Below are 12,654 nucleotides of genomic sequence, written 5' to 3'. Positions count from 1 at the left end.
TGTCCGTGTCTCATATTATGCGGAGGCGATGCAAATATGAAAAGTCAGGCGTAGGATGAGAGGGCCCGCGTGACTTGGGGAGCACCCAGAAAAGCAGTTTTTTGCAGGTGTTGCTCTCGCCATGAGCGGGGGGAGACGCCACTCCATTTACGAAAGGCCCTGCTGAACGCGCTTGTCTCGGTATAGCCAAGGGCCAGTGCGATTTCTCCCATATCCTTGCCGGGCATGGTGAGCTGTCGGCAGGCTTCGGCATAACGCACTTCTTCCAGCAATGTGCCAAACGAGAGATCGAACTGCGCCAGCCTGCGCTGGAGGGTCCATGCGGGCATGTTCATGTGCATGGCAATATCGGAAAGTGTGCAACTCCGCTCGGCCAGACCGGAGCGAATAAGGCTGGCGATCTGCTCCTTGAGGGATGGCCTGTTGGGGGCTTGGCCAGTGTTATGATGGTTGCGTGCAAGGGAAATAAGGGACGCGCGCATAATTTCCAGCATATCCGCATTGGCCGTGGGCATTGGTCGGTCCAGCCCCACCTTGCGAAAAATCAAAGCATTGGTGCGGTGCCCAAAGTGAATGTCGGCCTGAAAAGCGTTCTGGTGTTCATGGGCCTGTTCCGGGCGAGAGTGCTCAAACAGCACCGCTTCGGGCACCCAGTCTGCTCCCATGGCGTGGCGTAGAACATTGCAGAACATGCCCATAGTCAGCTCTGCATCATGTCGGCGTTGGGTAATGGCAGGGTCCTGAATGGCGTATTCCAGTTGCAGGAGGCCGTTATCCAGCTCCACCAGTTGCGTGTGTGTGTTGCCCTGATGGTAAGCAAAGTGGCTTGCCAGATTGCGGACGGCCTCCTCCGCCGTTGCGGAGAGGAGCGCAATATACCCTACAAGGCCAAGCATCTGCGGCTGGAACTGCTGCCCAAACCATAAGCCCAGATTACCGTCCTGCGTCTCTCGCGCTGCTTCTTCAAACAGGCGGCAATAAGCGGTCAGGTCAAGCCTGTCGGTTGGCAGGGCAAACTGGCCGGTGGAAAGGCCGGACCGTCCGGCAATCCGGTCAATATCCCCACCGCGGGACACAATAAAGTCTTCAACACCAGTTGCGGCTGCGGCCAGCACACCAGATGTCGGAGCCTGCATAGGGTCAGACATGGCAAAATACATCCGTGCAAGGGAACAGGCGCTGCATTTTGTTCTGAATGATCAATAAATTGTTTCCTCCAGTCAAGTCTGAACCGATGGGATGCTGCTATTGTAACGGTATCGAACCAAATCGCGAGGTGCCCCGGTCCGGGCCCTTGCAAAAAGAGTTGGCCTTGCAAGGGCAGGAGGCTTTGCCTGATGGGATATCGCCATACACTGGGTGGAGAAAGCTACCATTTTCAAGATCTCAAAACACTTTTGGCTGTCGCATCGTCCGCACGGTCAGGTGATCAGCTAGCCGGTCTGGCGGCGCAGTCCGATGCGCAGAGAATGGCTGCACGTTATGCGTTGGCCGATGTACCTCTGCGCACTTTTCTCGATACAGCACTGGTCCCTTATGAAGAAGATGAGGTGACACGTCTGATTGTGGATACCCACGACCGGGAGGCATTTGCGCCTCTGGCCCATATGACAGTGGGGCAATTCCGCGACTGGCTGTTGTCCCATGAGGCGGATACGACCCGTCTGGCCAGTATTGCTCCCGGCATTACGCCAGAAATGGCGGCCGCTGTCAGTAAACTTATGCGTAATCAGGATCTGATCAGTGTTGCGCGTAAAATTCGGGTTATTACCAAATTTCGTAACACGATCGGGCTTCCGGGGTGCCTGTCTTCCCGCCTGCAACCCAACCATCCAACAGACGACCTTAAAGGCATAGCGGCCTCTACGCTGGATGGCCTGCTCTATGGCATGGGGGATGCCGTTATTGGCATTAACCCCGCAACAGACAGCGTCGCAAACGGTCTGGCATTGCTGGATATGCTGGACCATGCCCGCCAGCTTTATGACATTCCCACCCAGACCTGCGTGCTGACCCATGTCACCAACACTTTGGAAATTATGAACCGTGGCGGCGCGGTGGACCTTGTTTTTCAGTCTGTTGCGGGCACGCAAAAGGCGAATGAAGGCTTTGGCGTCAACCTGTCCATTCTGCAGGAGGCCTATGAGGCCGCGCTTGCCCTAGGACGCGGCACGGTCGGGCAGAATGTCATGTATTTTGAGACAGGGCAGGGGGCAGCGCTATCGGCTGGTGCGCATCATGGCATTGACCAGCAAACGGTAGAGGCACGGGCCTATGCCGTAGCACGTGCCTACAACCCGCTTCTGGTTAACACAGTGGTCGGATTTATTGGCCCGGAATACCTGTATGACGGCAAGCAGGTCATTCGTGCCGGGTTGGAAGACCACTTTTGTGCCAAGCTTATGGGTGTCCCCATGGGGTGTGATGCCTGTTACACAAACCATGCGGAAGTCGATCAGGATGACATGGACAACCTGATGACACTGCTGGGTGTGGCTGGCATTACCTTCCTGATTGGAGTGCCCGGTGCGGATGACATTATGCTCAATTATCAGAGCCTGTCATTCCACGATATTCTGACCCTGCGTGACATGGTGGGTGCACGGCCCGCGCCTGAGTTCGCCGCGTGGCTAGAACGCATGGGATTGTACGATCCATTGGCTAACCAGATGCGACCGCTGGAACTGGGGCAGACACATCTGGCCAAACTGGTGGCTGCGCCATGACGGAACACGGAAAACTTACAGTCCAGACCAGAACAGATGTGGATGAGTGGCAGCCATTGCGCAGCCTGACCCGCGCACGCATTGGTCTGGGCCGGAGTGGTAACGCACAGCGTACAACCGATGTTCTGGCATTTCAGGCTGCTCATGCGCAGGCGCGGGACGCAGTCCATACGCCGCTCAATGTGCCCGATATGCTGGAGCAGTTGCACGGTGCGCCCTGCCTGCAGGTGCAAAGTCGTGCAGCCGATAGAGCCACATATCTGCGTCGTCCCGATTTGGGGCGTAGGCTTTCGGAACATTCTCTTCAGGGGTTGCAGAAAGAAGAGTGGGATGCCGTGTTTGTGGCAGCTGATGGGCTTTCCGCCATTGCCACACAAACAAATGCCATTCCTTTTTTTGAGGCAACCAGGGCTCTTTTGCCGGGGTGGCGGATTGCACCACTGGTTATTGCAACGCAAGGCCGCGTTGCCCTGGGGGATGAAATTGCTCAGGCCATGGGGGCAAAAATGGTCGTCATGATGATTGGCGAGCGGCCCGGCCTGAGTGTGGCGGACAGTCTGGGCGTTTATCTGACATACGCACCGTATGTTGGATGCCCTGATTCCTTACGGAATTGCCTGTCCAATATTCATGCGCACGGCATGACGATACCGGCGGGTGCAAGCAAGTTGGCGTGGCTGATGCATGAAGCAAAACGGCTTGGGCTTACAGGTGTCGGGTTAAAAGATGCCGCACCAGACAAGGTGTTGGGCAAAAACACACCATCATTACATGATAAGGACACAGACGCATGAGTGAGAGCAGCGGGACTAAGCTCAGCCAGTCTCTCGGTGCCTTCCATTTGTGGGGGATTGCCGTCGGGCTTGTCATTTCTGGCGAGTATTTTGGCTGGAGCTATGGGTGGGGAACTGCCGGGACGCTTGGTTTTTTGGTAGCCACTGTTTTTGTGGCTTTGATGTACACAGCTTTTATCTTCAGTTTTACGGAACTGACGTGCTCCATCCCACATGCAGGTGGCCCTTTTGCCTATAGCTTTCGTGCTCTGGGGCGTTGGGGGGGCTTATTGCCGGTCTGGCAACGCTAATTGAGTTTATTTTTGCCCCCCCGGCTATTGCCTTGGCAATTGGTGCTTATCTGAACGTCCAGTTTCCCGGTCTGTCACCCAAAGTGGCTGCTCTGGGGGCGTATCTGGTGTTCATGACACTCAATATTGTTGGTGTGCATATTGCTGCAACATTTGAACTTTTTATTACCATAGCCGCCATTATTGAACTTCTTGTTTTCATGGGTGTGGTTGCGCCTGCGTTCTCATGGGATAATTTTCTGGCTGATGGTTGGGGTGGTGCGCCTCATTTTGGTTGGCAAGCACTCGGTGGTATTTTTGCAGCAATGCCTTTTGCCATCTGGTTCTTTCTGGCTGTGGAAGGTGTGGCCATGGCAGCGGAAGAAGCGCGTGATGCCAAACGCTCTATCCCTATTGCCTATATTGCCGGTATTCTTACCCTCGTCTCTCTTGCTTTTGGTGTGATGATTTTTGCTGGTGGCGTTGGGGACTGGCATGCCCTTTCGAACCTGAATGACCCTTTGCCGCAGGCCATGAAGCAGGTTGTGGGCGCACATAGTGGCTGGCTGCACATGTTGGTCTGGCTTGGTCTGTTTGGTCTGGTTGCATCCCTGCACGGTATTATCATGGGGTATGCCCGTCAGATGTTTGCACTGGCCCGTGCAGGTTTTCTGCCTGAAGTTCTTGGGCGTCTGCATCCACGCTTCAAAACCCCGTATGTTGCAACGCTCGCCGGTGGCGCCATTGGTATTGCAGCCATTTTTTCTGATGATCTGGTAAGTATTCAGGGGCAGTCACTTACGGCCACGTTGGTAACTATGTCCGTTTTTGGTGCGCTGACCATGTATATGCTGAGCATGATCAGCCTGTTCCGCCTGCGTCGGACAGAACCTCAGTTGCTGCGGACCTATAAAGCACCTTTTTACCCTGTTCTGCCGGGTTTTGCTCTTGTTGCTGCACTGATCGCCCTTGGGGTTGTCATTTACTACAACATGGAGGTGTTTCTTATATACTCATCAATCATGCTGGTATGTTCAGTATTTTTTATGAGTCGGTTCAAAAAAGAATAAGTGGAAACCACAAACCTCGAGTTTTCTTTCTTGAATTGGGATTAGTATGATGCGTAAAAATTTTGCTCAGGAAGTCAATTTTTTCATCGCGGCATGTGTGTCCGGTGGTTCATTACTTGCATCATATGCTCATGCAGCTGAAACAGGCGCCTCCACTGCCACCGTTACGTTGGCGCAGGTCGCCAATACACCTGTAAGCGCACCACCAGAAGCTGAACGCAATGCGGGTACGCCATCGGATGGGGAGGAAGTCCCCTCCGCTGTGAATGATGAAAACGATGCCATGAAGCCCACAGTCGGCAATCTTTTTCATCCCAAAGCCGGGCAGACGCCCAATTACTGGCAGGGATTGGAAGCGCATGTGTCGGTAGAAGGGGGCATTTCTGGTAACCCATGGACACGTTCGGGTCGTAACTTTGCACAGTATTACTCGGACCGGGCTAATACGGTTACTCTTAACCAGATCATGGGCTCAATTTCTCACCCGGTTACATCTGTTGGTAAAGGATATGGCATCGGCTTTGTGTTTGAGGCCATGTATGGTTCGGATGCACGGTTTGACCCGACCATTGGTATGGGGTCGGGAACATTGCACGGTTTGTACCAGTGGGCACCTACGCAGGCGCATATTGATGTGCATGTTCCTTGGATTTTCAAACGTGGGATTGATGTCCAGATAGGGCAGATGTACGGCATTATGGGGGCGGAAGGTACGCCTGCGCAGGCCCGTCCATTCTATACGTTCAACTACTCCTCAGACTATATCGTACCATTTGAAACGGTTGGTATTCTGGCAACCATGCATCTGACCAAACACATGGACTGGATACTGGGGGTAGATGCGGGTAACTCCACAACATTTGGTCAGTATGGGAACAACAACAAACCCAAAGGTTATTTTGGGTTTGCATGGAACAAACTGATGGATGGCAAGCTGGATGTACACGCCATTGGTCATTTTGGCCCTCAGGGAAACAATGGTCCTAGCCTGACATCGGCTGAAGGCTGGGTTAGTTCCGGCATGGGCAAGGCTGCTAACCACCTTATGCAGTATAATGCGGACTTTATGGCGACCTATCATGTCAATGATAAAATGACGGTCTCCGTAAACGGCACATATTTGCATGACGATGGTTTGCGGGATGATGTATATGGCGTTACGTCGTATTTTTCCTATGAGTTCCATCCGTGGCTGACGCTGAATGCCCGTGGCGAAATTTTCCGTGATAATACGGGGGGTGTTATTGCTGAATACTCCAGCTTCAACTCCTTCACGCAGGCAATTAGCAATAAACCTTACGACTATTACAATGCCCCCCCGACAACATATGGGGAACTGACGGTTGGGGTTTCCTACAAGCCTGAGTTTATTAACAAGAAGCTGGCTTTGGGTGGCTTTGTTATTCGGCCGGAAATCCGTCTGGATAAATCTCTCAATGGCACGCATCCGTTTAACCAGGCTGGCACTGTTCAAAATCCAGTCGTCAACAATGGTACGAACAACATGCTTTGGTTCAGCTGTGATGCAACATGGGCATTCTGACTTTGCGGGTTAGTTTGAGCCAATCACGGTATTTTAAGTAAAAAAGGGCCTGCGGATTATCGCAGGCCCTTTTTAATTAAGCCGGATTATAGGGTATTTTCCACCCACCGCCCAAAGAGCGGATCAGGCTGATTGTAGATTGCAACGCCTGTGTTTGAACCTGAGCTTGGTCAATACGAGCGGTGAGCGTGTTAACCTGAGCGATCAGTGCATCCAGATAGCTGTCTGCTCCTCCTTTATAAAGAGTCATGGTCAGAGTTTGCGCCTGTAAGGCTGCTTTGACTGCGAGCTTGAGCCGTTCATTTTCATTTCGTAAGCGGGCTGTCATGGATAATCCGTTTTCTACATCCTTGAAGGCGGAAAGAACGGTTGTACGGTAGTGGTCCAAGGTTTCGCGGTACAATGCCCATGATTGTTGAAGCTGGGCCTGCCGGAGCCCTCCCTGAAAGAGGGGCATGGAAACGGAAGCGCCATAAGACCACATACTGTTGGCCAGATTGGCCAGATTGAAACCGTTGGAATCAAACCCGCCGTCAGCACTAAAAAACAGATGAGGGTAAAAAGCCGCTCTGGCTATGCCAATGCCTCGGTTGGCTTGCGCCATTTCCCGTTCTGAAACGGCAATGTCTGGCCTACGCTCCAGCAGGTCGGAGGGGATACCGGTGGGTATAATGGGTTCAGCATCGCTCAACAGGTTTTGAGGGGCGATTTGAAAAGTTGTTGGGTCTTCATTCACCAGAACAGCAATGGCGTGCTCCATGACCTCGCGCTGGGCCTGAGTTTCCAACTGATGCGCCTGTGTCATATATAACTGGGTCTGCGCACGCGCGACATCAATGCCGGTTGCATCCTGATTTGCCAGCCGGGTTTGGGTGACACGTAAAGCCTGCTGGTAATAGGTTATGGACTGTTGGTAGATGGCATTCTGTGCATCCAGTCCGCGCAGGGCAAAGTAATCTGTTGCCAGCTCCGCCTGTAAACTCAGGCGGGCTGCGGCATACTGGTTTTCCTGCTCCTGCTGATAAAATTTTTGCACACGCACGCGGTTGCGTAGGGCCGACCAGATGTCTGGTTCCCAACTGGCAAGACCAGAATACAATTCATCGGTTGCTGTAATCGGCCCTTTGTAACGGAAAAGCCTGTCTGCCGAACTTTTGTTGTCACTCGCACCAAAGGCCACACCAAAATGAGGGAGAAGGGCTGAGTGCGCCTCCTTGACCATGGCGCGGGCCTGCAAAAAACGTTCGGAAGCGGCCTGAAGGTCCGCATTATTGGCTGTGGCCTGTGCTTCTAGCGTGTTGAGTGTGGTGTCTGCAAAAAGTGTCCACCAGTCAGCATTTAGCGCAACAGACTGTGGCGTTGCTTCACGGAACAGTCCTTGGCCGTGCCATGATGCCGGCACAATATAGTGGGGCGGATGGTAGGCAGGGGCGAGGTCGCAGGCGCTCAAGCCAAAAAGTGAAGCCAGAACACCACCCACCTTAAGCACACGAGGCCATGAAGGCTGGCGGTTCGTCATTCGTCATCCTCCTCATTGGTGTTGGCACCGCTATTTTGGGCACTCGGTGTGCTCAGGTATCCTTGGGCGGGTGTGGCCAGTCTGACTAACTGCCCTTCCATAAGGTCTGCTGGCGGGTTGTTGATAATCTGATCCGTGGGCAGAACACCGCCATCGACCTCGGTATAGGCGTCAGACATGCGGCCAACGGTAATGTTGTGCATATGAACAACATGGTTTTCATCCACGGTAGCGACCTGCATACCGTGCTCCTGAAAAACGAGCGCGCCGGTTGGGATGGTATAAACCCCTTTTTCTGCAGGTGCTGTGAGCGAGACCGAGGCAAAACTGCCGGGCCAGAGCTTCTGGTCCTGGTTGTCTATGGTGAATTCGGTCACGACTGTACGGGTGTTCGGGTCAAACCCTTTGGCGATGGTGAGAAATTTTGCGCTAAAAGGTGCGTTGGGGAACTGCGGAACAGTCACACGCGCAACAAGGCCGGGTTTAAGAATGGACGAAAACGTTTCCGGCACAGATACAAACAGACGCATGGCGTGGGTATCTGCAACCGTAAACAACTCGCTACTGGTGCCATTGGCGTTCATGTTACCGCTACCTGCGCCAACATAATCTCCGACATTGATATTGCGTGAGATAACGACGCCATCAAAAGGAGCGACAATGGTTTTGAACCGCTCCATGGCGTCAACCTGATCCAGCTTGTGCTGGGCGGCTTCCAGTTCGGCGCGGGCGCTCTGCTCGTTAGCATTCTGCACAGAAACGGACTGACCTGAGACAGCCTGAGACTGCCCCATGGACCGCCAGCGGTTTGCCGTTACAGCGGCAAGTCCATATTTGGCCTGTGCGACCTTGAGGTCGGCCTGAGCCTGCGCGTATTCGGCATCCAACTTTGGGGTGTTGATTTCGGCCAGAACATCGCCCGCTTTAACGGCGGCACCATAGTCTTTGTACCACATTTTCACATAGCCGGAGGCCTGAGCATAAATTGGTGCTTCGTACCACGCATTAATGGTGCCCGGCAGGGTCATGGACAGGGTTGGCGGAGCAGGCTGTGGGTGCGTGACCGCAACATCAGGAATGCTGGCATAAGCCGCATCCGCCGCAATATGTACGGTGTTGCGCGCCCGTTGGACCAGTAGATAGCCAACGTCTGCCGTAATAAGACCCAGCACAAGGCCAAGAAGCAGTTTGCGTTTGAGGGCAGGGGACATCAGACCGCCTCCTTCCCGACGTGTTCATCTTCTGCAGATGACGCAGCGGGTTTGTGGTGGAAAATTGCATACACACAGGGAACAAACAGAAGGGTGGAAACCGTGGCGACAAGCAGCCCGCCAATAACGGCTTTCCCCAAGGGAGCATTTTGAGAATTGCTGGTTGCCATAGGTATCATGCCAATCATCATGGCTGATGCGGTCATGATAACCGGGCGGATACGGCCAAACCCGGCTTCTATGGCTGCCGTCATGGCATTGTGGTGCAGGGCAAGGCGTTCCTTGGCGAACGAGACAATAAGAATGGAATTGGCCGTAGCTGTGCCCATGCACATAATCGCACCGGTCAAGGCCGGAACGGATAGACGGGTCTGGGTAAGGAACAGGCTCCAAGCAATGCCAGCCAGAGCGCCTGGAAGAGCCGAGATAATGATGAAAGGATCAACCCAGGATTGGAAGTTGATCACAATCAGCATGTAAATCAGCAATACGGAAATAATCAGACCGGCCACTAGCTCCGTGTAAGCGCCATGCATGGTTGTGGCCTGCCCGCGAATATCCACGGCCGCACCGCGCGGCACGTCGGCCTTGGTCTGCTCCACAATCTGGTTAACCCGCGTAAGCACACTTCCCAGATCGCTGAACTCGGTCGAGACATAAATATCAATGTCCGGCATGGAGTTGTAATGGGAAACCTGCCCAGGGGTGCCGGTCGGTGTGACCGTGCTGATGCTTCCCAGAAGCTGCATGTCCTTTGCTCCGGGGTCGCTGTCGCCTTTGTCCACGGGGATGGTCAGCAGGTTGTTGTAATGCGTTAGTTGGTCCTGAGAGACATAGACATTCAGTGGGAACGTAATGCCTGTTTTGGGGTCCAGCCAGTATTGTGGGTCAACCGTCTGACTGCCGGAGAGGGTCATCAGTTCATTGTTGGCAATGTCTCCTTCAGTCATGCCCGTTGCCTGCCCAAAGGAGCGGTTGCCCTGAACAAACAGGGTAGGGGTCTTCATGGTCTGTTGGATGGTCACATCTGCCGAACCGGGAATGGCCCTTAGCTTGTTAACCAACGTTTTGGCATAAGCGTAATTGGCGCGAATATCCGGGCCGGAAACCTGAATATCAATGGGGGCGGGCGAGCCAAAATTCAGAATTCTGGCAGTCAGGTCGGCTGGTTGAAAGGTAAAGCTGGTACCGGGAAACTGGGCGGACAAATCTCGCCGCAACGTGTGCCGGTAGTCCCACACGGCAGACGTATCATCCTTGAGGCTAATCGTCAGATCGCAGTCCTGCGTTCCAATGGTGGGGGTCGGGATGAAAGCCTGATTATGCGGCCCTTCGGGAAGACCACAATTGTTGATGATGCTCTCAACCTTGCCGGGAAATAACTGTTTGATCCGGTCATCCACTAGGCTGACAATACGGCCGGTTGTTTCTATCCGAGTGCCCAGTGGCGCACGCATGTGCATTTGGAGCATACCGGATTTGACCTCGGGGAAAAAATCCTGACCTACACATGCAAATAGGCCAAGTGATGCAACGGAGCCACCTAGAAAAATCAGCACAAAGGGGCGTCGGTGAATCACGATCTTTTCAAGCACGCGACCATAGCGTTGGCGAAAGCTCTGAAAAGCGGCTTCAAAATGATTCTGAAACCGGCCAAGGACGCCTTTAGGCAAGGCCTCGTGCTGCTCACCATGCAGCCCGCTGTGCACCTGCCCCGCCAGCAGGTATTTGGCCATGGTCGGGACGAGCGTGCGGGAGAGAATGAACGACGCTAGCATGGCGTACACAATGGCTTCAGCCATGGGCATGAACAGCCAGCCAGCAACACCACTCAGGCGGAAGAGCGGGGTCCATACAATGCAGATGCACAGGGTGGACACCAGCGTGGGCACAACAATCTGGTTGGCGGCATCAATAATGGCGTTTTCCAGATCCTTCCCCATCTCCAGATGGGTGTCGATATTTTCGATCATGACCGTGGCGTCATCCACCAAAATACCAACGGCTAGCGCCAGCCCGCCAAGGGTCATGACGTTTATGGTCTGTCCAGACCACAAAAGGCAGATAATTGCGCTGAGAATGCACAAGGGTATGGATGTGGCGATAATGACAGTGGACCGCCATGAGCCAAGAAAAAGTAGGACGACCAGACCTGTGAGCACAGCGGCTGTCGCCATTTCCCGCACAACGTCATTTATGGCGTCCTTGACGGCAATGGAGGCATCGCTGAGGACAGAGATATGCACATCTGGTGGAACGAGTTTGGCAACTCTGGGCAATAGCGCTTTGGTTTGCGCTACGACATCCAGCGTAGAGGCATCGCCACTTTTCATGACGACAATTTCCACCCCCTGCCGTCCTTCAACGACCACAAGGTTGGTCTGTGGGTGGCCTCCGCGATAAACGTTGGCGACGTCATGCACGTAAATGACGGCATTTCCAGCGCGCTTGACTGGAATGTCCCCTAGCTCCTTCATGGAGCGAGGGGTGGCGTTGGTCTGTACCATCCAGTCCGTGCGGTCTATTTTCTGGTCACCAGCAGGGAGCACAATGTTCTGTTTGCGGAGGGCATTCTGCACATCCATGGCGGAGAGATGATGGGCCTGAAGCTGCTTTTGGTTGAGCGCCACCATAATAAAGCTGTCCATGCCGCCATAAGCCTGCGGCAGAACAGAACCGGGGACGGTTACCAGAATAGGCCGGATCCGCGTCATGGCGATTTTGAACAGGTCAGACGGCGTCTGTTTGTTTGATGTGACCTGAAGGGACAGAACAGGCACAGAGGATGCGTCCAGCCGCATGATCATGGGGGCTGGAATATTGTCTGGCAGCTGCTTGATAACGGTTTGGGAAATGGCCGTTACCTCGGCTTCCGCCTCACCAATATCAGTTCCCGGCTGGAAGTATATGTTCACAATACTTCTACCGTAATACGAACTGCTTTCCATATGCTCGATCCCCTCCACAGTGGAGGTGACGGCCAACTCGTAGTTGTAGGTAATGCGTCCAGCAAACTCCTCGGGCAACATGCCGCCATATGTCCATACGACCGAGACCACTGGGATCTTGATGTTAGGGAACACGTCTGTCGGGGCCCTAAACACAGCCAGAACACCGAACACAAAAATAAGAATTGAAAGAACCACAAAGGTATAGGGTCGTTTCAATGCGGTTAAGACGATCGCATTCATGCCATCCCAAGTCCTCGTTGCAGATGTGAGGTTTCTTTTGGGAATACGCAGATTTTTATTCTAGAATCTGTTAGAAAAAATTTTATTGATATAAAAAATAAATTAAAATGTATAAGTATTATTGTTATGCGATAATTTAATAAAATAACTTTTATTTAAAACTATGTGGGGTTATGAGCATAAGTGTCTGTTAGGCAATACATAACCATTGCCATAACAGAGCGAGGGTGCTGAGCGAGAGTGTTTACAGAGGGCTGAAAAACGAAGTGGATTGTTTTTCAGAACGCGTCGATTTTAAAATAAAGGCGTGAAATCTGACCAGAAAGATGTG

The 12,654-nt window shown here is 53.1% G+C and carries 8 protein-coding genes and 1 pseudogene (1 of these 9 cut by a window edge); 4 read left to right on the top strand and 5 right to left on the bottom strand.

The features are described 5' to 3' along the window. Positions 1–44: 44 nt before the first annotated feature. A complete protein-coding gene (qhpR, locus tag AGA_RS08925) occupies positions 45–1,148 on the bottom strand; it encodes an AraC-like transcriptional regulator QhpR (RefSeq protein WP_059024787.1) in 1,104 nt (367 codons plus the stop codon). A gap of 189 nt (positions 1,149–1,337) precedes the next feature. On the opposite strand from qhpR, the gene AGA_RS08920 reads away from it, so the two are divergent. The 4 genes and pseudogenes from AGA_RS08920 to AGA_RS08905 all read left to right on the top strand — a co-directional run bounded on the left by AGA_RS08920 (position 1,338) and on the right by AGA_RS08905 (position 6,402). After that, a complete protein-coding gene (locus AGA_RS08920) occupies positions 1,338–2,726 on the top strand; it encodes an ethanolamine ammonia-lyase subunit EutB (protein ID WP_059023915.1) in 1,389 nt (462 codons plus the stop codon). Further along, positions 2,723–3,520 (top strand): ethanolamine ammonia-lyase subunit EutC, encoded by a 798-nt coding sequence (gene eutC, locus AGA_RS08915; protein WP_059023914.1) that lies wholly within the window; start codon positions 2,723–2,725, stop codon positions 3,518–3,520. The genes AGA_RS08920 and eutC overlap by 4 nt, the downstream gene beginning before the upstream one ends. Then, a pseudogene (gene eat / locus AGA_RS08910) lies at positions 3,517–4,859 on the top strand (ethanolamine permease). The gene eutC and the pseudogene eat overlap by 4 nt, the downstream one beginning before the upstream one ends. Positions 4,860–4,905: 46 nt before the next feature. Next, positions 4,906–6,402: an outer membrane beta-barrel protein gene (locus AGA_RS08905; RefSeq protein ID WP_059023913.1), complete on the top strand. Its 1,497-nt coding sequence runs from the start codon at positions 4,906–4,908 to the stop codon at positions 6,400–6,402. Positions 6,403–6,478: 76 nt separating this feature from the next. Here AGA_RS08905 and AGA_RS08900 read toward each other — a convergent pair whose 3' ends face one another. The 4 genes from AGA_RS08900 to AGA_RS08885 all read right to left on the bottom strand — a co-directional run. Continuing rightward, positions 6,479–7,921 carry an efflux transporter outer membrane subunit gene (locus AGA_RS08900; RefSeq protein WP_083503603.1) on the bottom strand — a complete coding sequence of 481 codons (1,443 nt, stop codon included), beginning with the start codon at positions 7,919–7,921 and terminating at the stop codon, positions 6,479–6,481. After that, complete coding sequence (locus AGA_RS08895) at positions 7,918–9,132, bottom strand: efflux RND transporter periplasmic adaptor subunit (protein ID WP_059023912.1); 1,215 nt, start codon at positions 9,130–9,132, stop codon at positions 7,918–7,920. Before AGA_RS08895 ends, AGA_RS08900 begins: the two co-directional genes overlap by 4 nt. Continuing rightward, a complete protein-coding gene (locus AGA_RS08890; RefSeq protein WP_059023911.1) occupies positions 9,132–12,323 on the bottom strand; it encodes an efflux RND transporter permease subunit in 3,192 nt (1,063 codons plus the stop codon). The genes AGA_RS08895 and AGA_RS08890 overlap by 1 nt, the downstream gene beginning before the upstream one ends. A 278-nt stretch (positions 12,324–12,601) precedes the next feature. Continuing rightward, positions 12,602–12,654 carry the 3' portion of a hypothetical protein gene (locus AGA_RS08885; protein ID WP_157065337.1) on the bottom strand. 397 nt of this gene lie beyond the right edge of the window, so the window shows 53 of its 450 coding nt (coding positions 398–450); its start codon lies beyond the right edge, outside the window — the gene reads right to left on this strand; it ends in the stop codon at positions 12,602–12,604.

The organism is Acetobacter ghanensis, from assembly GCF_001499675.1.
GTDB lineage: Bacteria > Pseudomonadota > Alphaproteobacteria > Acetobacterales > Acetobacteraceae > Acetobacter > Acetobacter ghanensis.
The sequence above is the reverse complement of the archived record's forward strand: the minus strand, read 5'-3'. Positions and strand labels throughout refer to the sequence as shown.